Source organism: Duganella phyllosphaerae (genome assembly GCF_001758785.1).
Lineage (GTDB): Bacteria > Pseudomonadota > Gammaproteobacteria > Burkholderiales > Burkholderiaceae_D > Rugamonas > Rugamonas phyllosphaerae.
Map to the genome: position 1 here is coordinate 13,143 of NZ_LROM01000102.1, position 21,955 is coordinate 35,097.

The window sequence follows — 21,955 nt, forward strand, 5'->3', positions numbered from 1 at the left end:
GTCCCCTAGTAGGCAATCGATACCGGCGCCGGGGCGTTGGCATTGTTGCCGTTGCCAAGCTGGCCGTCGGTGTTCAGGCCCCAGGTCCACAGGCTCAGGTTGTTGCCGTCGGTTTGCAGGGCGGCGCTGTGATTGGCGCCGGCGGCCACGGCTTTCCAGGTTCTCAGGCTACCCACCTGCAACGGCATCAGGCTGCCGGCCACGGTCTGGCCCAGCTGGCCCTCGACACCCCGGCCCCAGGTCCACAGCGTGCCATCGTTGCGCACGCCGATGGAGTGGCTGACACCGCCCGCCACCTGGGTCCAGCGCGCGCTGGCGTCGCTGATCTGGGTGGGCGACGATTGCAAATTGGTGCTGTTGTTGCCGACCTGGCCGCTCTCGCCGGCGCCCCAGGCAAACAGCACGCCGTCGTCGTTGCGGATCGCCAGCGAGTGGCGGCTGCCGGCGGCGACCGCCGACCAGTTGGCGGTGCCGACCTGGGTGGGCACGCCCACCTTGGCGCCGGTGGTGCCGTTACCCAGCTGGCCATAGGTGTTGTCGCCCCAGGTCCACAAGCTCTGGTCGCTGCGCTTGATGGCAATGGTATGGGCGTCGCCCGCCGCCACCGCCAGCCAGCTGTCGGTGCCGAGGCGGGTAGGTACCAGCAGGTCGACGGTCTTGCCATCGCCCAGCTGGCTGGCGTAGTTGTTACCCCATACCCACAGCGAGACGACCGCCGGGCCGGTGGTGGCGGCGGTCGTGCTCAAGGCCACCACGTGCGACTTGCCCACGGCGACATAAGTCCAGTTCTTGGCCACGCCCACCTGGGTCGGTACCGTGCGCGGCAACTGGTCGCCCTGGCCCAGCTGGCCGAACAGGTTGTTACCCCACGACCACAGGGTGCCATCGGTGCGAATGGCCACGGCAAAACTGTCGCCCACGGCCACCTGCTTCCAGATGGTGCTGTTGCCAGCCACCGTCACCGGGGTATTGCGCTGCGTATTGGTGCCGTCGCCGAGCTGGCCCTGGATGTTCAGGCCCCAGCTGTAGAGCTTGCCATCAGTCTTGAGGGCGATGGTCTGGTTGCCGCCGGCCGCCACCTGGGTCCACGGCGCGATCGAGGTGACGTCGACGGAGCCGGACACGGACGCCACAGTGCCGGCCGCAGGCTGGGTGGCGATCACGCTCTCGGTGCCGATCGACCGGCCGCTGACGATGCCGGCGCTGGTCACCTGCACCACGGTCGAACCACCGGACTTGGTGGTCCAGGTCAGACCGGTGAGCGCCTTGGTGCTGCCGTCGGTATAGGTGCCGGTGGCGGTGTAGGTTTGCGTGGCGCCGCCCACGATCAGCGTGGTCGATGGCGCGGTGATGGCAATGCTGCGCAAGGTGACCGCCACTGGCGTGGTGGGAGTGGTGGTGCCGCTGTCACCCCCGCCGCCGCCACCGCAGGCAGACAGCAGCACGGCGAACAGGGCAAACAACGGCGCCAGCCACAGCGCGGGGAAGGTGAAGTTTTTCATGTTAGTCCTGGGAAAGGTTTGCACCAGTGTAGCCCGTACCAGGGGGGTGGCATCAACCGAGCAGGACGCTTTTCACTGCGTAATTGGGCTATTGGCGCAATTACGCAACACATAAAAAAACAGGCACCGGTAAGGGTGCCTGCTTTCGATTTACTTCGGTTTGGCTAGTTACTTGCGCCCGCGTGGCGCCGGTGCTGGTCCGCGCGCCGGCTTGCCGCCCTTGGCTGGCGGCGGGGCGGCCTTCTTGACCTTGATGGTGTCGAGAATCGACGCGCGCACCTTGGTTTCCACGGTCTGGCGCGCAGTAAGCGAGCCGGTCAGCGCATTGGCGCGCTGGCCCGGTTGCTGTGGCGCACCGCCTGCCACGATGCCGGACTTGGCGCCACGGGCGCCCTTGGCGGTGCCGGGTATCGGCAGCGCCGATGCCGGGCCACGGCGGCCATCGGTATTCGGCTTGCTGTTGGCTTCGCCCGCCGACCAGGCCGGAATCAGGTGCTTCTCGCCATTGCCGATCAGGTCGGCGCGACCGAGCGCGACCAGCGCTTCGCGCAGGATCGGCCAGTTCTCCGGGTCCTGGTAGCGCAGGAAGGCCTTGTGGGTGCGGCGGATCTTGCCGCTGCGGGCCGTCTCGACCACTTCCGAGTCTTCCGTCACCTTGCGCAGCGGATTCTTGCGCGAGTGGTACATGGTGGTGGCCATGGCCATCGGCGTCGGCATGAAGGTCTGTACCTGGTCGAGCTTGAAGTTGTTCTTCTTCAGCCACAGCGCCAGGTTCAGCATGTCGAGGTCAGTCGTGCCCGGGTGAGCGGCGATGAAGTACGGGATCAGGTATTGCTTCTTGCCGGCTTCCAGCGAGAAGCGCTCGAACATTTCCTTGAACTCGTCGTAGGCGCCGATGCCCGGCTTCATCATCTTCGACAGCGTGTTTTCTTCCGTGTGCTCGGGCGCGATCTTGAGCAGGCCACCGACGTGGTGCGTGACCAGTTCTTTCACGTATTCCGGCGAACGCACGGCGATGTCGTAGCGCAGGCCCGAGCTGATCAGGATTTTCTTTACGCCCGGAATCGCGCGCGCCTTGCGGTACAGCGAGATCAGCTTGCTGTGGTCGGTGCCGAGATTGACGCAGATCGACGGGTACACGCACGACAGGCGGCGGCAGGTTTCCTCGATCTTCGGATCCTTGCAGGCCAGCCGGTACATATTGGCGGTCGGGCCGCCAAGGTCGGAAATGGTGCCGGTAAAGCCCTTGGTCTTGTCGCGGATGTGCTCGATCTCGCGCAGGATCGACGGCTCCGAACGGCTCTGGATGATGCGGCCTTCGTGCTCGGTGATCGAGCAGAAGGTGCAGCCGCCGAAGCAGCCGCGCATGATGTTGACCGAGAAGCGGATCATTTCCCAGGCCGGGATGCGGGCCTTGCCGTAGAACGGGTGCGGGGCGCGCGCATAGTTCATGTCGTACACGCCGTCCATCTCGTCCATGCGCAGCGGCAGCGGCGGCGGATTGATCCATACGTCGCGCTCGCCGTGGGCCTGCACCATGGCGCGGGCGTTGCCGGGGTTCGATTCCAGGTGGAACACGCGCGAGGCGTGCGCATACATCACGGGATCGGCGGCAACAGTCTCGAACGAGGGCAACCGCACCACGGTCTTGGTGTGCTTTTCCTTTTCCATGGCCAGGCGGTCTTCGCGGCTCATGAAGCGGATGGTCTTGACCACGCCGCCGGCGGGCGCGGCCGCAGGGGCCGGCGCTGGCGCGGCTTCCACCACCGCCTTCGGCTCGACCATGGCTTCGTTCACTTCCGCGCCATCGGCCTTCGGCGCGTTCTCGGTCGCGCACGACGACGTGTTCTGTTGCACCATCATGTATGGGTCGATCGGCGGATCGATCTTGCCTGGCGTATCCATGCGGGTGCTGTTGTGCACGCCCCACTCTTCGCTCGGCAGCCAGCCGCCCGGCACCAGGAAAGCGGTGCCGCGCAGGTCGCGGATGGTCTTGATGTCTTCGCCGGCGGCCATGCGGTGGGTCAGGTCCACCAGCGCGCGCTCGGCGTTGCCGAAGATCAGGATGTCGGCCTTGGAGTCGGTCAGCACCGAGCGGCGCACCTTGTCGGACCAGTAATCGTAGTGGGCGATGCGGCGCAGCGATGCTTCGATCGAACCGATCACCACCGGCGTACCCGGATACGCTTCGCGCGAGCGCTGGGCGTACACGGTGACCGCGCGGTCGGGGCGTTTATTCGGTTCGCCGTTGGCGGTGTAGGCGTCGTCGGAGCGGATCTTGCGGTCGGCCGTATAGCGGTTGACCATCGAGTCCATATTGCCGGCGGTAACGCCAAAGTACAGGCGCGGCTTGCCGAGCGCGCGGAAGGCGTCGGCCGAGTGCCAGTCGGGCTGGGCGATGATACCCACCCGGAAGCCTTGCGCTTCGAGCAGGCGGCCCACCAGGGCCATGCCGAAGCTCGGATGGTCGATGTAGGCGTCGCCGGTGATCAGGATGACGTCGCACTCATCCCAGCCGAGCGCGTCCATCTCCGCGCGGGACATCGGCAGGAAAGGCGCAACGGCAGCGCGGGCAGACCGCTTGGGAACGGTCGCAAATAAATTGGTAGGGGAGATCATATCGGACGGCATTGTACCGGAAATGCCTGTCCCCCGCTCACCGCGCCATGAAAAATTCTTTTACTATTCAATCACTTGTAGAGAAACATGCACCGTTATCTCTACATCAATAATCAAATCCCCATGTTCGACAGGATGCGTCCCAGCTCGCGCAGGGCCGGCTCCAGGGTCGGATGCTGGGCCGCGAACCTGGCCGAAATTTCCTGGGTACGCTCGGCCAGGCCGTACGTGGTGCTCTCTTCCACGTTCGGCACCGGGTTGATGGCGGCCGGCACCGTGGCCACGCCAGCGACCGCCGGCGACGCAGCTGCCATGCCCAGGCCCTGGCGGCGCGCCAGCAGCGACTGGATGTCGCCATCGAGGCGCAGCAGCAGGCTTTTCAGTTCTTCGTCCACGGGGCCGGCCACGGCCAGCTTGCCTTGCAGGTCTTGCAGCGATGCTTTGAGATGGTTGTCCATGTCTATATCCTTGTTATTCAATCGGCAAACTTGGTGGCTTGATACAGTTCTTCCACCTGGGTTCTTGCCCACGGCGTGCGGCGCAGGAACTTCAGGCTGGACTTGATGCTCGGATCGCTGATAAAGCAGTTGATGTCGATCTTGCGACCCAGCTGGTCCCAACCATAATGCTCCTGCAAGCGCGTGACCATCGCCTCGAGCGTGACGCCGTGTAAATCGTTACTCATAATTATTCCAAAAAACTTGGGGCTGGGACGATTCTGACATAGATCGCGCCCAGCCCCGGTACGGTCGATAACCTTGGTTACTTCTCGGTCAGACCACGCCGTTCGAGCAGCGGCTCCACCTTCGGATCATGCCCGCGGAACTCGCGGAACATCTGCATCGCATCCATGGTGCCGCCCTTGGACAGCAGCATCTTGCGGAAGTAGTCGCCGTTCTTGCGCAGCATGCCGCCGTTTTCGTTGAACCACAACACCGTTTCGGCATCGAGACGTTCGGCCCACAGGTAGCCATAGTAGCCGGCCGAATAGCCGCCCGAGAACACGTGCGAGAAGTACGTGGTGCGGTAGCGCGGGGGCACCGGCGCGTAATCGACACCGGCCGCTTTCAGCGACGCCGCCTCGAAGCCCAGCACGTCGGTCGGGATTTGCGATACGCCCAGCTGGTGCCATTTCTGGTCCAGCATGGCCGCGCCCAGGTACTCGGTGGTGCGGAAGCCTTCGTTGAATTTCTTCGACGCGATCACCTTGTCGAGCAACTCCTGCGGCATCGGCGCACCGGTCTGGTAGTGCTTGGCGTAGTTGGCCAGCACCTTCGGCTCGGTGGACCACATCTCGTTGACCTGCGACGGGAATTCGACGAAGTCGCGCGGCACGCTGGTGCCCGAGAACCGTGGGTACTTGACGTTGGAGAACATGCCGTGCAGCGCATGGCCGAATTCGTGGAACAGCGTGCGCAGTTCGTCGTACGTCAGCAGGGTCGGCTCGCCGTCGGCAGGCTTGGGAATGTTGAGGTGATTGGCCACCACCGGGTGCGTGCCCATCAGCGACGACTGCGACACGTAGGCATTCATCCAGGCGCCGCCGCGCTTGTTGCCGCGCGCGTAAAAGTCGGCGATGAAGATGGCCAGCTGCTTGCCGTCGGCGTCGAACACGTCGAAGGTGCGCACGTCCGGGTTGTACACCGGCAGATCCTTGCGTTCCTTGAACGTCAGGCCGTAGACCTGGTTGGCGGCAAAAAACACGCCGTTGACCAGCACGCTGTTGAGCTCGAAGTACGGTTTGAGCTGGTTCTGGTCGAAGTTGAAGCGCTCGGCGCGCACCTTGTCGCTGTAGAACGACCAGTCGTGCGCGGCCAGCTCGAAGCTATTACCCTTGCCGCCGTTTTCTTTATCGATCACCTGCTGGATCTCGGCGCCTTCCTTCCTGGCGTTGGCCACGGCCGGGCGGGCAAACGCCGACAGCAGATCGTTGACAGCTTCCGGCGTGCGCGCGGTCTGGTCTTCCAGCGAGTACGCGGCAAAGCTCGGGTAGCCGAGCAGCGCGGCTTTTTCGGCGCGCAGCTTGGCCAGTTGCAGCACCACGGCGGTGTTGTCGAACTTGCCGCCGTGGCTGCCGCGGGCCAGCGACGCGGCCATCAGGCGCTCGCGCACGGCGCGGTTGGTCAGCACGGCCAGGTTGGCCTGGCCGGTGGTGTTGACCACGGGAATGGCGAACTTGCCTCCCAAGCCGCGTGCGGCTGCCACCTTGGCGGCCGCGTCGATGGCCTTGTCGGTCATGCCGGCGAGCTCCTCGCGGGTATCGACGATCAGGGCCGAGGCGTTGGCTTCTTCCAGCACGTTCTGCGCGAACGTGGTTTGCAGCTCGGCCAGTTGCGAGTTCATGGCCTTGAGCTTGTCCTTGTCGGCGGCGGACAGCCTGGCGCCGGCACGGACGAAGTCGGTGTGGTAACGCTCGAGCAGGTACTTCGATTCGGCGTCCAGTTTCAGGGTGTCGCGCCGGTCGTACAGCGACTTGATGCGGGCGTACAGTTCAGGATTGAGGCGGATGGCGTCGCCGTGCGCGGAGCGCTTGGGCGAGAGGTCGCGTTCCAGCGCCTTGAAGGTGTCGTTGGTGTTGGCGCCGGACAGGTTGCCGAACACGCTCGACACGCGCGCCAGCAGGCGACCCGATTTTTCCATGGCCACGATGGTGTTGTCGAACGTGGCGGGCGCCTTGTTGTTGGCGATTTTCTCGATCTCGGCCGCTTGCTGGCGCATGCCTTCGGCAAACGCCGGCGCGTAGTCCGTGTCCTTGATCTTGTCGAATTGCGGATAGCCGTATTGCAGCGGGCTGACCTTGGCGAACGGATTGCTCGCCGCAAGCATCGATGCCGGTTCCGGTATAGCGGCGTTGGCAACACTGCAGATGGCAGCGATGCTGGCGGCGATGATCAGGTTATGTCGAATCATGGTGTCCCTTCGATACAAAAAAATATTACCCCGCACCGCGCCGGGGTCGGACCCCGCACGGGGTCCGACCCCATCGATTGGTGGGGTAATGGTCAAATTACTTGCCGGTCAAACCACGGCGCTCCAGCAACGGCTCGATGATCGGATCGCGGCCACGGAAGTTGCGGAACAGGTTCATGGCGTCGTCGGTGCCGCCGCGCGAGAGCAGCTTGCTGCGGAACCAGTCGCCGTTTTCGCGTTTCAGGCCGCCCTTCTCCTTGAACCATTCGACGGTGTCAGCATCGAGCTTTTCCGACCACAGGTAGGCGTAGTAACCGGCCGAATAGCCGCCCGAGAAGCTGTGCGAAAAGTACGTGGTGCGGTAGCGCGGCGGCACCGGCGCAAAATCGACGCCCATGTCCTTGAGCGACTTCGCTTCAAAGGCCAGCACGTCGGTCGGGATTTGCGCCGGCGTCAGCTGGTGCCAGCGCTGGTCCAGCAGCGAGGCCGACAGGTATTCGGTGGTCTTGAAGCCCTGGTTGAATTTCTTCGAGGCGATCACCTTGTCGAGCAGTTCCTTCGGCATCGGCGCGCCGGTCTTGTAGTGCTTGGCGTAGTTGGCCAGCACTTCCGGCCAGATCGCCCACATCTCGTTGACCTGCGACGGATACTCGACGAAGTCGCGCGGCACGCTGGTGCCCGAGAAGCGCGGGTATTTTACGTTGGAGAACATGCCGTGCAGCGCGTGGCCGAACTCGTGGAAGGCGGTGGTCACTTCGTCGTAGGTCAGCAGGGTCGGTTCGCCGGCTGGCGGTTTCGGAATGTTGAGGTGGTTGGCCACCACCGACTTGGTGCCCAGCAGCGACGACTGCGAAATGTATTCGTTCATCCAGGCGCCGCCCTGCTTGTTGCCGCGTGCGTACATGTCGGCCAGGAAGATTGCCAGTTGCTTGCCATCGGCATCGAACACGTCGAACACGCGCACGTCCGGGTTGTACACCGGCAGGTCCTTGCGCTCCTTGAAGGTGATGCCGTAGAGCTTGGTCGCGGCAAAGAACACGCCGTTGATCAGCACGTTGTCGAGTTCGAAGTACGGCTTGAGCTGGCTCTCGTCGAAGGCGAAGCGCTGGGCGCGCACCTTGTCGGTGTAATAGGCCCAGTCGCCGGCGCTGATCTTGAAGTTCTGCTTGTCGGCATCGACCACGGCTTGCAGGTCGGCTGCTTCCTTCCTGGCGTTGTTGACCGCTGGCGTGGCCAGTTCGGTCAGCAGCTTGTTGACGGCAGCGGTGTCGTGCGCGGTCTGGTCTTCCAGCGAGTAGGCGGCGAAGTTTTCGTAGCCGAGCAAGGTGGCTTTTTCGGCGCGCGCCTTGGCAATTTGCAGCACCAGCTGGCGGTTGTCGAACTGGCTGCCGTGGCTGCCGCGCTCGAGCGAGACGGCCATCAGCTTCTCGCGCACCTTGCGCTTGGTCAGCACGGCCAGCGGCGGCTGGCCGGTGGTGTTGACCAGTGCGACGACGAACTTGCCGTCCTTGCCCTGCGCCTTGGCCGCTGCAGCGGCAGCGTCGATCTCGGCCGCGCTCATGCCGTCGAGTTCTTCGCGGGTATCGACCACCAGCGCCGAGGCGTTGATTTCCTTGAGCACGTTCTGGGTGAAATTGGTTTGCAGCGTGGCCAGCTTGCCGTTGAGCTCCTTGAGCTTTTCCTTGTCGGCAGCGGACAGCTTGGCGCCGGCGCGCACGAAGTCGGTGTTGTAGCGCTCGAGCAAATGCTTCGATTCGGCATCGAGTTTCAAGGTATCGCGCTTGTCATACAGCGCTTTGACGCGTGCATACAGTTTTGGATTCAGGTAGATGGCGTCCTGGTGGGCGGCCAGCTTGGGCGACATTTCGCTGTCGATCGCGTCGAGCTTGTCGTTGGTATTGGCGCCTTGCAAGTTGCCGAACGTGGTTTGCACGCGGGTAAGCAGCGCACCCGATTTTTCCATCGCCACGATGGTGTTGTCGAACGTGGCGGGCGCCTTGTTGTTGGCGATCGCGGTGATTTCCTTCAGGTGAATCTTCATGCCCTCGGCATACGCCGGCAGGAAGTGCTCATCCTTGATCTTGTCGAAGGCCGGGTACTGGAACGGCAAGGTGCTGGCGGTGGCAAGCGGATTGCCTGCCAGTGGCGCGGTAGCAGGAGCAGCTGCCAGGACGGGTTGCGCAAAGGCGATGCCAAGCGCGGCGGCAACAAGCAACAGGTGAGGACGGGCCATGTCGGTTTCTTTCATTAAACGCCAAGGGAATGCCGGCACGGTGGGGATCGCCCACCAATGCGCAGCGCACAAGCGTTCGATCATAGCAGGGCGGCAAGGAGAACGTCACGGTCAAAAATTGCTGCAGTGCAGTTGATCGGAACGCGAAGCAAATTCCCGAATAAAGATTAGCGCATGAAAAGTTTTTTCAAACAAAGCTGACGCGCTGACGCAACACGGATGTGAAAAAGTCGGCGTGGGTAGCGCTCCCATGCGGCGACTTGGCAGACGGCTCCGAAATTGAATTTAGTTTTGGGTATGGCTCGTGGTTTCTTCGTATCGGCCCTTGCACTTGGTGACGAGGAGGACATTGCGACAAACAATATTCACTTCCATTCTCCTTATTAATTTATTCCGGCAACGCCGACATAGCACAGAGGAGCGCAGTGCACAGGGCTCAACAGTTGAGGTACCTCATGCGTGTGTTATTGACCATCGGATCTTTAAAAATCACCATGAATTGCTACTTCTCTGATTTTGCTTAGGAGGTTACGCCGTGAATGATTTACTCGAAGACATAAAACCCAGCGGTTATTTCTGCAAACACCGCCGACATGGCCAGGCAATATTGGATCACCTGGTGATCGTCGCAATGACAGCAGTGGCTGCGCTCGCGCTCTACACAGTAACGACACAAGTCGTCCCTCATCAGCCATCCGACCTGAGACACGGCGCCGTTAGCCCCATGGGCGACAAGACGACATGCAGGCCTGATGAATTGCTGTCGTCAATACCAGCCGCCACCCCGAGTTGCACCAACTGAGCGAACAGCTCGGCATTCCCGTGCGCCTGCATGGCGCTGTTCTCAACCCTCACCAGGAGTAAGACATGTTTGGATTTCTGAAAAAAGCCAAGTCTGCCAACACGGCGCCCGCGCTGCCGCCGCTCACCGCTCTCCAGCTGCGACCGCGCATCAAGCATGTCAACTACATCAAGACCCTGCGCGAGGCGGGCGTGCCGCCGGACCAGATTCCCGACCATGCGCCGCTGTGCGGCGACCTGCTCGTCACTTATGCTTTCGATTTGCCCGACAGCTTCATCATGGCCACGGCCCCGCTGCTCAAGAGTGCCGGCATCGCGCGTGAAGACGCGCCGCGGCTGGCGCGCGAGAACCTGGGCAGCACCTTGCCAAGGGTGTCGTTCCAGACCAGCGACGGTTACGGGATGGCCATGACCGGTGGCGAGCTGGAGGCGTCGCTGCTGGTGCTCAACGGATTGTGGAAAGTGGTGCAGGAAGATATCAGCGGCGAATTGCTGGTGACCGTGCCGCGCCGTAACCGCCTGCTGATGTGCGACAGCGCCCATGGCCACGCGGTCGATGCGCTGCGCGCGCAGACGCTGAAATTTTCGCGCGAAACCCAGGACCAGCATTGCCTGTCCAACCAGGTCATGGTGCGGCGTGACGGTTCATGGTCGCTGTTCGATGCTCATTAGGGTGGACGGCCGGTTGTCGAAATTTTCGATAGTAGGGCGCAAATTTTTCCGCTTTGGTTTTCAATCACATTCGAACATACTTCGTTTCAGCAGCGCAGAACACAGCGCAGTCCAGCAAACTAACCCATCGAATTTATTGAATATCTTAGGAGAATATACTATGCCAACCGCCATCGCCCAACCAGGTCAAACGCTGCTGAATCCAACCAACCACGCCCTGATCATGATCGATCACCAGTCGCAGATGGCGTTTGCCACCAAGTCGATCGACATGGTTCAGTTGCGCAACAACGTGGCGCTGGTGGCCAAGGCGGCCAAGGAATTCAAGGTGCCGACGATCCTGACCACGGTGGCGGAAAAATCGTTCTCCGGTCCGATCTTCAACGAAATCAAGGCAGTGTTCCCCGATGAAGTGGCGATCGACCGCACCAGCATGAACACCTGGGAAGACCCGCGCATCGCCGACCGCGTCAACGCCATCGGCAAATCGAAAATCGTGCTGGCCGGTCTGTGGACCTCGGTGTGCATCGTCGGCCCGGCACTGTCGGCGCTGGACCAGGGTTTCGACGTGTACGTGATCACCGATGCGTCGGGCGACGTCTCCGACGAAGCGCACGAGCGCGCTGTCGAACGCATGGTGCAGCTCGGTGCCCGTCCGATGACGTCGCTGCAGTACCTGCTGGAACTGCAACGCGACTGGGCTCGCGGCGAGACCTACGACGAAACCGTCAAAACCTCGATCGCCAACGGCGGCGCGTACGGCCTGGGCCTGATCTACGCCAAGACCATGTTCAACGCCTCCGAAGGCCACTGATCGGGTGAGCCGGCCGCCGCACTCAGGAGCGCATCTGCGCCTCGATGCGGCGGTCCGGCAGAAACCAGACCCCGGCGCAGATGATGTACAACGCGTAGGCCGCGTACACATGCACGTAGGCCAGCGGAATGGCCAGCAGGTACAGCACCACCGATACCGCGCCCTTGTATTCCTTGCCAACCGCGTTGGCAAGGATATGGTCGCTGGGATTGCAGGAAATCAGGCATTTTTCAAGGATGTAGTAGGCCACCGCCGCAAACGACAGCACCACGCCATACAGCGCGACCGGCAACGGCGCCATCACGTTCTCGCCCACCCAGGTAGTGGTAAACGGAATCAGCGACAGCCAGAACAGCAAATGCAGATTGGCCCACAACACCTTGCCGTTGACGCGCGCCGAGGCGTGGAGCATGTGGTGGTGGTTGTTCCAATAAATTCCCACGTACACAAAACTGAGCACGTAGCCGAGGAACACCGGCGTCAGTTCCACCAACGCCGCCAGGCTGGCCCCGTGCGGCACCTTCAGCTCGAGCACCATGATGGTGATGATGATGGCGATCACGCCATCGCTGAACGCTTCCAGTCGATTCTTGCCCATGTATTTACCTTTAAGCCACGATGCCGCATTCTAGCGCCGAAAGTAGCGGGCGATCCTCTGTGTAAAGGCAGAGCTTTTGCCTCGATGAGCGATCGGCAAGGTTATTGCTGTCTATCGGGCGCCAGGGTCATGCCACGCCCCTGCTGCTTGGCCTGGTACATGGCGCCATCGGCGCGTTGCAGCATGGCTTCGATGGTGTCGGCGTCGGACAGGCGCATGGCGATACCAGCGCTGTACGATAACTCGAAACCGAGCTTGCTGGGCGCGTGCTGGCGCAGCCAGTCGCGCAGGCGCTGGTCATAGGCCTGCACTGCTGCGATATCGGCGCGGTTGAGCAACACGCAGAATTCCTCGCCGCCATAGCGACAACACAGGTCGCCGGCGCGGCTGACGGCGAGCATGGCCTTGGAAAATTTTTGCAGCGCCAGGTCGCCCACGGCATGGCCACGGGTGTCGTTGATCTGCTTGAAATAATCGAGGTCGAGCATCAGTACGCCCATCGGCTGGCGGTAGCGCACGCTCATGGCGCGGTCGATGCCGGCCTGCTCCAGCCAGGCGCGGCGGTTGAGGGCGCCGGTGAGTCCATCGACGGTGGCCAGGCGCTCGAGCTCACGGGCGGTCTCGTCGCGGTGGGCCAGCAGCACCGCCGCCAGCGACAACATCACCGTGATGTTGGACACCAGCGAAAACACCATGTTGACCATGTGCGGCGCAAAAAAATGGGGAAACTGCTCGGTATAGAACGCGCCCAGCACGCCACGCCAGCCGGTCACGATCATCTGCGCCAGCAGCGAAATCACCAGCAGCCAGCGCCAGCGGCCCACGCGCACTTGCGGGCGCCGGCACAGCGACACCACTACCATGGCGATCTGCAGCGCCAGCAGACCATTGGCCCAGCCCACCCGGAACGGATAATTGTTATAGCCGATGCAGTACCCTACCGTGAGCAGCGCCGCCACGGCCACCGACGCGCGCACCCGGGCCACGCGGCCGCACCACAAATCGAAGGCGGCCGCGTTAAAGACCATGCCGCCGGCGATGGCGGCCATCGACAAGGTGGACAGGGTGCGGTCGAGCAGGCTGAACGGGGTGACCACGCAAGCGATCAACAACAGGTTCCAGCCGGCCGTGTGCAAGCCCATCCCGGCCTGGGCATAGCGGGCGGCCCGGTTCACCTGCCCCATAAAATAGGGCAATGCGATCGCCATGATTGTCAAATTGAGTGTCATGGCGACGAGCAATGAAGAGATGTCTAACTGCATCGAGTCGGGCGGAGAAGGGGGCTGGGTGCGGGATTCGGCCCGCAGTATACCGTACCCAGGCGGCCTGAAGATCGTCGCGTGGACAATTACAACGTTTCGCCCTATGCTGGAAACTTGAACTTTTGTGACATGAGGGCAACATCGATGGAAAATTTCGCGGAACAGCTGGAAACCCTGACGCGCCAGGAACAGGAACTGCAATTTACCGCTTTCACCAGCGATACCGCGCTGGCGCTGGGCCTGAAAGTGATCGAGATCGTGCGCCAGCGCGGCAAGGTCGTCACCGTCAACATCACGGTCAACGGCAAGGTGGTGTTCCACCACGCCATGCAGGGCGCGGCAGCCGACCAGGCCGACTGGATCCGCAGGAAAAACAACGTGGTGGAACGGTTCGGCCGCTCGTCCTTCTTTGTCGGCATCGACCACAAGCACCGTGGCGTGGCCTTCGATGAAATCAAGTACCTGCCACCGCAGGATTACGCCGCCCACGGCGGCGCGTTCCCGATCGTGATCAAGAACGTGGGCCTGATCGGCACGGTCACGGTCTCCGGCCTGCGCCAGGCCGACGACCACGCGATCGCCGTCGAAGCGCTGCGCGCAGTCCTGGCGTAGTTCGGACCTGAGTTCGGGGTCAGTGCCGACATTCGGACACGAGCTCAAGGATTAAAGGCAGAGGTCGTGTCCAAATGTCGGCACTGACCCTAATGCCGCTGCTAATGCCGCAAATGTCGGCACTGACCCTAATGCCGCTGCTGACCCTAATGCCGCTAATGCCGCTAATGCCGTTAAGTTAAGCGGAAAGTCTTAATTTTGTTAGTCTGAAACGTCGTCCCCGCGCAGGCGGGGATCGTTGGCAATTCGACGAATTTCACAGAACTTGGATACCCGCCTTCGCAGCGGTCCGCCGATGCGGTATGACGGGTACGCAGAGCTTGACTTAACGGCATTAGGCACTGACCCCGAAGTTTTTTAGTAGTGCGGGGGCGGTTCGTGCGGCAGTTGGCCGCCGCCGTTTTGCGGTTGGGTGCGCACGTGCTGGATCAGGGCGGCGCATAGCTGTTCGAGCTTGTCGAGCTGCTGTTGTTGCTCGTAAATGCGCTCACCCAGCGATTCCACCAGGTGCTCCTGGTGGGCGATCTTGGTCTCGAGGTCGATGAAGCGGTCTTCGGTATTGCTCACGGCGGTACTCCAGTCTGGGAAGCGGGCATTCTACAGGCAACCGCTACGCGGCTGGCGGCGGCTTGGGGGTCGATAACAGTTCCTTCATGCGCGCCAGCCGTTCCTTCGGCGTGATCACTTCCGACTCCTGCGGCGCGGCCGTGCCTTCGTCGAGCGCCATTTCCTTGATGAACCGCGACGGGTCGCAGTGCACCTGCTCGCCGGCGCGCTTGCGCTTTTTGCACCAGGTAATTTGCAGCGTGCGCTGGGCGCGAGTGATGCCCACGTACATCAGGCGCCGTTCTTCCTGCACCCGCGCGGCAATCGTTTCGGCCGGCGCGTCCGGGTCGCCCTTGTGCGGCAGGATGCCCTCTTCCACACCGACCAGGAACACGTGCGGATATTCCAAGCCCTTGGAGGCGTGCAGGGTGGACATGCGCACTGCGTCCGGGTCTTCGTCCTGCCCTTCGAGCATCGACATCAGCGCGACCATCTGCGTCAGTTCCAGCACGTTCTTTTCTTCGCCGTCGCGGTCCTTGCCACCGCGGCCGCGTTCCTTGAGCCAGTTGACGAATTCCATCACGTTCTGCCACTTCGACTGCGCGGCGCGCTCGTCGAACATGTCGTACAGGAAGGACTCGTAGTTGATTGCCTCGAGCATGTCGTCGAGCACTTGCGCGGCGTTGTCGCCGCTGCCGCTCGGGCCCGGGCGGCTGGCGCGCGCTTCGAGATTGTTGATGAAGTTGCAGAAGTCGCGCAAGGGTTTCAATTGCTTATCGGCCAGCAAGCCCTCGATGCCGCCCTTGAACACGGCTTCGAACAGCGAACACTGCCACTGGCCCGAGAACGTGCCCAGGGTTTCCAGCGTGGTCTGGCCCACGCCCCGACGCGGCGTGGTCACGGCGCGGATGAAGGCCGGGTCATCGTCGGTATTGGCCAGCAGGCGCAGGTAGCTGATGATGTCCTTGATTTCAGCCTTGTCGAAAAAGCTCTGGCCGCCCGAGATCGTGTACGGAATGCGCTCCTTGCGCAGCGCCTGCTCGATCACGCGCGCCTGGTGATTGCCGCGGTACAAAATCGCGTAGTCGGACCACTTGTTTTTGCGCTGGAAATGGTCGGCCGAAATCATCATGGTGATCTGGTCGGCTTCCTGGTCGTCGTTGGCCATGCCCAGCACGTTGATCGGCTCACCCAGGCCGTGCTCGGACCATAACGATTTTTCGAACAGCTTCGGGTTGTTGCCGATCACCGAGTTGGCTGCCTGCAAGATGCGCGTGGTGGAGCGGTAATTCTGCTCGAGCTTGATCACCTCCAGGTCCGGGAAATCGGTCTGCAGGGTTTTCAGGTTTTCCACCGACGCCCCGCGCCAGGCGTAAATGGCCTGGTCGTCGTCGCCCACGGCGGTAAACATCGGCTTCTTGTTGATGCCGGTGACCAGCAACTTGACCAGCTCGTACTGGCAGGTGTTGGTGTCCTGGTATTCGTCCATCAACAGGTAGCGCAGGCGGCGCTGCCACTTGTCACGGATCGGTTCGTTGTTGCGGAACAGTTCCACCGGCAGCCGGATCAGATCGTCGAAATCGACCGCCTGGTACGCCGACAGCGTGGCGACGTAACTGGCATAAATGCGCGCCGACTGCGCCTCGTCTTCGTCCTTGGCGTTTTGCAGCGCCGCCATCGGCTCGATCAGGCCATTCTTCCACAGCGAGATATCGGTCTGGATGCGGCGCACGATCTGCTTGTCGGTGGTAATGGCCAGGTCCTGCACCAGCGAGCCGCAGTCGTCGCTGTCCATGATGGAAAAGCGGTCTTTCAGTCCCACGCCGTTGGCTTCCTGGCGCAGGATTTTCACGCCCAGCGAGTGGAAGGTCGAGACCGTCAGCTGCTTGGCCTGCTTGGGCTGCTTGAGCAGCTTGGCGATGCGCTCCTGCATCTCGAGCGCGGCCTTGTTGGTAAAAGTCAGCGCGGCGATGGTGCGCGGGTCGTAGCCGCGGTCCTCGATCAGGTGGGCGATTTTCTGGGTGATCACCCGGGTCTTGCCCGAACCGGCGCCGGCCAGCACCAGGCAGGGGCCGTCCAGATAGGCAACGGCCGCACTTTGCGGGACGTTGAGACCGAATGAGGGTTTGGACATGAACGCTAACAGGAGGGGACGGAAGAGCCGCCTATTGTAGCAGCGCCTGCCTCTGACGATCGGCAGAGCGGTTGAAATTGCCGATTGCGTTACCATCTGGGCCTGAACGCGCACTGGCGCCAACTGCTACAGGCTTAGCCATGAAATTTGAACACCTTATCGAAATCAACGACCCGCTCAACCCGCTGCTCGACGCCTTGACGATCGAACAGCTGTGGAGCGGCCTGGTGCTGCGCGCCGAAGCGCCCAAGCTGTTCGTGCCGCAACTGGACGAAGCCATCATCGACGAGCGTACCGACGACAGTTTCCGCCGCCGCCTGCGCTACGGCCAGCTGGTGATCGAAGACCGCGTGCGCCTGGAGCCAATGCAGCGCGTGGTGTACGACGTGCCGGCGCAAAACGAGATCACCGCGTCCACGCTCACCATGAGCATCGAGCAGCCGACTGCGGACACGCTGTACGTGCGCTTCCAGTACGACGACGGTCACGACGCCGAAACCGATGCGGCCAACGCCATGTACGACGAGTTCAAGCGCTCGGCGTACAAGGAAGCAGATATCGATACCGTCGGCATGATCCGCGAGCTGGCGACCCAAGGCCGCCTCGGCGCCACGCTCAATTAAGAGCGCCGAACGGAACCTCCAGAGCCGCGTTGCGGCGCCTTGCCGTACAGTCGTGCTGTCTTCGGCGCTGCACCATGCTCTGAAGGCCCGTTAGGCCCTCTGGATCACGGCGCCGGCGTGCAGTCCACGCACGGATCGTCGTGCTTGGGCTCATTGGCCAGCTCGTGCGCCAGGTGGCGCAGCGCCGTGCGCACACCCTCTTCCACCACCGGATGGTAAAACGGCATGTCCAGCATCGCTGACACGCTCAGGCCCGCCTGGGCGGCCCAGGCCAGCAAGTGGCCGATGTGTTCGCCGCGCGGAGCGATCATCTCGGCGCCCAGGAAGCGGCCGCTGCGGTACTCCGCGTACACGCGCAATAAACCCTTGTTCTGCAACATTACCCGGCTGCGGCCCTGGTTCTCGAACGACACCTGCGCCACGGCAAAGCGCCCCGGGTGCGATTCGCACAATTCTTTGTAGCTGGCGCCGGCCGTGGCGATCTGCGGATCGGTAAACGCGATGCCCAGCGGCGTGCGGCGCAGGCCCGGACGCACGTCCGGGTAGCGCGCCGCGTTGTCGCCGGCGATGCGGCCCTGGTCGGCCGCCTCGGGCAGCAGCGGGCGCTCGTCGTCGGCGTCGCCGCCGATGAAAATCGCGCTGTCGCCGCACTGCATGGTGTACTTGTTAAACACCGGCACGCCGTGGTGGTCGCGCACCAGGCCCGTGTGCTCCAGGCCCAGCTGGTCGAGGTTGGGTTTGCGGCCGATGGCCGACAGCAGGAAGTCGAAGTGTTCGGTACGGCTTTCACCGTTCTTGTGCTCGCTGGTGACGGTGACCTGTTCGCCGTGCTGCTCCACCTTGACGACCTTGGTATCGAAGCGCAGGTCGAGCTCATCCTTGAGCACCTTGCGCGCCACGGTCAGCACTTCCGGGTCGCCCAATTGCGCCACGCTGCCGCCGCGCCCGAAAATCGTCACGCGCACGCCCAGCCGGTGCAGCGCCTGGCCCAGTTCCAGGCCAATCACGCCGGCGCCGGCAATGGCGATCGACGTCGGCAGGTCGTCCCAGTAAAACACGTCGTCACTGGTGATCACGCGCGAACCGGCGCGCCACTCCTCGGGCACGATCGGGCTCGAGCCGGTGGCGATGACCACCCGCTCGGTCTCGACGATGGTGTGCTCGTCGACCTGCAGCCTGGTCGGGCTGAGGAAACGGGCGTAGCCATGCAGCTTGTCCTCGGCCGGATAGTCGTCCACCGCTTCGGTGACGAAACCGACAAACCGGTCGCGCTCGCTGCGTACGCGCGCCATCACGGCGCGGCCGTCAATCTTCAATTCGCCCGCCTGCACGCCAAACGGCGCCGCCTCGCGCACTGCATGAGCGGCGTCGGCAGCCGAGATCAATAATTTGCTGGGCATGCAACCCACCCGGGCGCACGTGGTGCCGAACTGGTTACCTTCGATGAGCACGGTTTTCTTGCCGCCGCTGGACGCGGCGCGGTAGGCGGTCATGCCAGCGGTACCGCCGCCGATCACTGCAACTTCTGTCTTGATAGTTTTCATTATGTGGTTTGCCTTGGGGCTGTTCCGATTGAAACACGGAAAGTTTGCTTCATGGAAAAATCAATTAGTATTGCTTATCGTTTTAAAATTTTATAAGTACAGCTTATGGGCAACCTCGATTATCGTGCATTGGCCGTCCTGGACGCTGTCGTCAGCCAGGGTAGCTTTGAAAAAGCCGCCTTGGCGCTGGGCATCAGCCAGTCGGCCGTGTCGCAACGCATCAAGGCGCTGGAAGACGCGGCCGGTCGGCTGCTGGTCGTGCGCGGCCAGCCAGCCGTGGCCACCGGCCTCGGCCAGCGGCTGGTGTCGCACCACCGCAACGTCAAACTGATGGAAGCGGCGCTCGATATCGATCTCGGCAACAAGATTAGCATGCCAGAGGTGGGATTGGCGGTCGATGCGGCCAGCCTGGCCACCTGGTTGCCGCTCGGTTTGCAGCCGTTGCTGTCGCCGCCCCGTTGCCAGCTCAACATCGAACAGGCCGATCGTGCCAGGGCCCTGCATCTGGTGCGGGAAGGTAGCGTATTTGGCGCCGTTGCGGAGGCAGGCGCCGACGACCAGCCGGTGGGCGGCGGCGCTGCCCCCAGCGTCACGCCGCTGGGCGTGATGCGCTACGTGTGCGTGGCCACGCCGGTATTTGCCGGCCACTGGTTCGGCGACGGCTTCGGACTCGAAGCAGCCCAACTGGCGCCAGCCATGACTTTCGATGCCGACATGACCGCAGGCTTCCTGCGCGACGTGCTCGATTTGAAGGGCCCGTACCCGCACCACACCATGCCGCCCTCGGCCGCCAGCCTCGAATGCATTTACGGCAGCCTGGCCTACGGCCTGATGCCGCTGCCGCAAGTGGCGCGCGCGCTGGCCGAGGACCGACTGGTGGACCTGGCGCCGGGCCGCCACGTGGACGTGATGCTCAACTGGCATGCGTGGAAGCTCGACACACCGTTTACCCGCATTCTGAGCGAGCATTTAGTGGCCACGGCGCGGCGGGTGCTGCTGCAAGCTTAAATATCGAGCGGATCGACTTCCAGCGACCACTTCACCCGGCTGGTCTTCATCTCGCGCAGCATTTTCATCCACTCCTTCAAAAATGCCTGCAACTGCGGGCGTGACGGCGATTCGATCAGCAGCTGCGCGCGGTCGACGTTGTGCACGCGCGTCATCGTCATCGGGATCGGGTCGTTGATGGTGATGTTGGGGTGGGCCAGGCAATCGCGCGCGATGGTCAGAAATTCCAGCGCGGTGGCCAGTTCGCGCGCTTCAGCGCGCAGCAGCGCCTGGAACAGGTACGGTGGCAGCGCCGCCTGTTCGCGCTCTTCCAGCAGCGCGGTGGCGAAATGGTCGTAGTCATGGTTGACCACCGCGCCATACAACGGGTGCTGCGGATAGCGGGTCTGGATCAGCACCTCGCTCTCGCTGCCGCCCTCGGTGCGGCCGGCGCGCCCGGCCCGTCCCGCCACCTGCATCAGCTGCGCGAACAGCCGTTCGCTGGCGCGGTAATCCTGCGAGAACAAGGCGGTGTCCGGGTTGAGGATGCCGACCAGTGTCAGTTTTTTGAAGTCGTGGCCCTTGGCCACCATCTGCGTGCCGATCAGGATATCGACCTCGCCCCGGTGCACGGTGTCGAATGCTTCCTGCGCGCTGCCCTTCTTGCGGGTGGAGTCGGCGTCGATGCGCAGCACCCGCGCCTCCGGGAACAGCGCCTGCAAGCCCTCTTCCACGCGCTGGGTGCCGCGCCCCAGCGGTTGCAGGTCGACGTTGCCGCAGGTGGGGCAGTGGCGCGGGATGCGCAGCTCCAGGCTGCAATGGTGGCAGCGCAGCCGGTGCTCGGGCCGGTGCAGCACCATGAACGACGTGCAGCGCGTGCACTCGCTGATCCAGCCGCACGACTCGCAGCAGATCACCGGCGCATAGCCGCGGCGGTTGAGGAACAACAGCGACTGTTCGCCGCGCTCCATGCGCAGCTTGAGCGCGGCGATCAGCTGCGACGTCAGGCCGTCTTTCGGCTTGTCGCGCTCCATGTCCAGCAGTTTTACCTGGGGCAGCACGGCGTTTTTCACGGCCCGCTCGCGCAGCTCGAGCTTGCGGTAGCGGCCCGACTGCGCGTGGTGCCAGCTTTCCAGCGACGGCGTGGCCGAGCCCAGCACGATCGGGATCTGCAACTGCCACGCGCGCCACACGGCCAGGTCGCGCGCCGAGTAACGCAAGCCTTCCTGCTGCTTGTACGACGGGTCGTGCTCCTCGTCGATGACGATCAGTTTTAAATTGGGCAGCGAGGCCAGGATCGCCAGCCGGGTACCGAGCACGATGCGCGCGCGGCCCTGGTGGGCAGCGAGCCAGTGCAGCATGCGTTCGCCCTCCGACAGGCTGCTGTGCAGCGTGGCCAGCATCACGCCCGGGAACCGCGCGCGGATATTGCCTTCCAGCTGGGGCGTGAGGTTGATCTCGGGGACCAGGATCAGGATTTGCGCATCCGGCTCGCGCGTGAGCACCTGGTCGCAAGACTGCAGATACACCTCGGTCTTGCCGCTGCCGGTCACGCCGTACAGCAGCGTGGGCGTAAAACCGCTGGCGCCGCCGATGGCGTCGGCCGCGGCTTGCTGCTGGGCGTTGAGCGGCGGCGGATTGGCGGGCGTGGCGTCGTGCGGCGCCTCGTTCTTGGCCAGCTTCCTGATCGCGCGGTCGAGCGCCACCGTGGTGCCCACGCGCAGGTTCTTGGGCAGGCCCGGCAGCGCCACCTCGCCGAGCGGGCGCTGGTAGTAGTCGGCGGCAAAGCCAGCCAGCGCCAGCCATTGCGGCGACAACGGCGAGAGCTGGCTGCGCACCGCCAGCGCATCCTTGAGCTTGGCTTCTGGCACATCGGTCTCGTCGAGCACTTCCACGATCAGCCCGGTCACCTCGCGGGAACCGAATTGCACCAGCGCCAATTGCCCGACCAGCGGCCGCGCCTCGGGCTCGCAATGCCAGCGATAGTCGAAAACTGTGTTGAGCGGCGTATCGAGCGCGATGCGCAAAATGCAATGTGGAAAGAGTGCAGTCATGGAGCCGGATTTTATGTGGATAACTTTGTGGACAAGGGAATCTT

17 protein-coding genes are annotated in these 21,955 nt (G+C 63.0%); 5 read left to right on the top strand and 12 right to left on the bottom strand.

The features are described from left to right. Positions 1–5 precede the first annotated feature (5 nt). The 6 genes from DUPY_RS18260 to DUPY_RS18285 all read right to left on the bottom strand — a co-directional run bounded on the left by DUPY_RS18260 (position 6) and on the right by DUPY_RS18285 (position 9,264). The gene (locus DUPY_RS18260; RefSeq protein ID WP_070249817.1) at positions 6–1,502 is read right to left on the bottom strand and encodes an RCC1 domain-containing protein; all 1,497 of its coding nucleotides are present in this window, start codon (positions 1,500–1,502) and stop codon (positions 6–8) included. A gap of 168 nt (positions 1,503–1,670) precedes the next feature. Next, positions 1,671–4,121: a YgiQ family radical SAM protein gene (locus tag DUPY_RS18265; protein WP_071651671.1), complete on the bottom strand. Its 2,451-nt coding sequence runs from the start codon at positions 4,119–4,121 to the stop codon at positions 1,671–1,673. A gap of 113 nt (positions 4,122–4,234) precedes the next feature. Then, positions 4,235–4,579, bottom strand: a complete 345-nt coding sequence (locus DUPY_RS18270; RefSeq protein ID WP_070249819.1) for a DUF4404 family protein — start codon at positions 4,577–4,579, stop codon at positions 4,235–4,237. Between the two features lie 17 nt (positions 4,580–4,596). After that, complete coding sequence (locus DUPY_RS18275; protein ID WP_070249820.1) at positions 4,597–4,806, bottom strand: VF530 family protein; 210 nt, start codon at positions 4,804–4,806, stop codon at positions 4,597–4,599. A gap of 77 nt (positions 4,807–4,883) precedes the next feature. Beyond that, positions 4,884–7,031 (bottom strand): M3 family metallopeptidase, encoded by a 2,148-nt coding sequence (locus DUPY_RS18280; RefSeq protein ID WP_070249821.1) that lies wholly within the window; start codon positions 7,029–7,031, stop codon positions 4,884–4,886. A 97-nt stretch (positions 7,032–7,128) separates the two neighbouring features. Next, positions 7,129–9,264: a M3 family metallopeptidase gene (locus DUPY_RS18285; protein ID WP_070249953.1), complete on the bottom strand. Its 2,136-nt coding sequence runs from the start codon at positions 9,262–9,264 to the stop codon at positions 7,129–7,131. 867 nt (positions 9,265–10,131) lie between these two features. On the opposite strand from DUPY_RS18285, the gene DUPY_RS18290 reads away from it, so the two are divergent. Further along, positions 10,132–10,737, top strand: coding sequence for a DUF1444 domain-containing protein (locus tag DUPY_RS18290; protein ID WP_070249822.1), 606 nt, complete (start codon positions 10,132–10,134; stop codon positions 10,735–10,737). A gap of 160 nt (positions 10,738–10,897) precedes the next feature. Further along, entirely contained in the window at positions 10,898–11,551 is a 654-nt protein-coding gene (locus DUPY_RS18295) for a hydrolase (protein WP_070249823.1), read from the top strand. A 22-nt stretch (positions 11,552–11,573) separates the two neighbouring features. Here DUPY_RS18295 and DUPY_RS18300 read toward each other — a convergent pair whose 3' ends face one another. Further along, positions 11,574–12,149, bottom strand: a complete 576-nt coding sequence (locus tag DUPY_RS18300) for a TMEM175 family protein (RefSeq protein WP_070249825.1) — start codon at positions 12,147–12,149, stop codon at positions 11,574–11,576. A 101-nt stretch (positions 12,150–12,250) separates the two neighbouring features. Beyond that, on the bottom strand, positions 12,251–13,357 hold the full coding sequence (locus tag DUPY_RS18305) for a GGDEF domain-containing protein (RefSeq protein ID WP_229255421.1): 1,107 nt from the start codon (positions 13,355–13,357) through the stop codon (positions 12,251–12,253). Positions 13,358–13,555: 198 nt separating this feature from the next. On the opposite strand from DUPY_RS18305, the gene DUPY_RS18310 reads away from it, so the two are divergent. Beyond that, complete coding sequence (locus tag DUPY_RS18310; RefSeq protein ID WP_070249829.1) at positions 13,556–14,023, top strand: heme-degrading domain-containing protein; 468 nt, start codon at positions 13,556–13,558, stop codon at positions 14,021–14,023. 357 nt (positions 14,024–14,380) lie between these two features. Here the strand turns inward: DUPY_RS18310 and DUPY_RS18315 are convergent, their stop codons facing one another. Then, on the bottom strand, positions 14,381–14,590 hold the full coding sequence (locus DUPY_RS18315; protein ID WP_070249831.1) for a SlyX family protein: 210 nt from the start codon (positions 14,588–14,590) through the stop codon (positions 14,381–14,383). A gap of 43 nt (positions 14,591–14,633) precedes the next feature. Then, positions 14,634–16,703 carry a UvrD-helicase domain-containing protein gene (locus DUPY_RS18320; RefSeq protein ID WP_070249833.1) on the bottom strand — a complete coding sequence of 690 codons (2,070 nt, stop codon included), beginning with the start codon at positions 16,701–16,703 and terminating at the stop codon, positions 14,634–14,636. Positions 16,704–16,843: 140 nt separating this feature from the next. Here DUPY_RS18320 and DUPY_RS18325 point away from each other — a divergent pair, with 140 nt between their 5' ends. Beyond that, the gene (locus tag DUPY_RS18325) at positions 16,844–17,326 is read left to right on the top strand and encodes an SRPBCC family protein (RefSeq protein WP_070249835.1); all 483 of its coding nucleotides are present in this window, start codon (positions 16,844–16,846) and stop codon (positions 17,324–17,326) included. A gap of 104 nt (positions 17,327–17,430) precedes the next feature. Here DUPY_RS18325 and DUPY_RS18330 read toward each other — a convergent pair whose 3' ends face one another. Further along, on the bottom strand, positions 17,431–18,870 hold the full coding sequence (locus DUPY_RS18330) for a dihydrolipoyl dehydrogenase (protein WP_070249837.1): 1,440 nt from the start codon (positions 18,868–18,870) through the stop codon (positions 17,431–17,433). Between the two features lie 105 nt (positions 18,871–18,975). On the opposite strand from DUPY_RS18330, the gene DUPY_RS18335 reads away from it, so the two are divergent. Beyond that, positions 18,976–19,878 carry an ArgP/LysG family DNA-binding transcriptional regulator gene (locus tag DUPY_RS18335; RefSeq protein ID WP_070249839.1) on the top strand — a complete coding sequence of 301 codons (903 nt, stop codon included), beginning with the start codon at positions 18,976–18,978 and terminating at the stop codon, positions 19,876–19,878. Here DUPY_RS18335 and DUPY_RS18340 read toward each other — a convergent pair. Then, positions 19,875–21,911: a primosomal protein N' gene (locus tag DUPY_RS18340; protein WP_070249841.1), complete on the bottom strand. Its 2,037-nt coding sequence runs from the start codon at positions 21,909–21,911 to the stop codon at positions 19,875–19,877. The two genes, DUPY_RS18335 and DUPY_RS18340, sit on opposite strands and share 4 nt — an antisense overlap. Between the last annotated feature and the right edge of the window lie 44 nt (positions 21,912–21,955).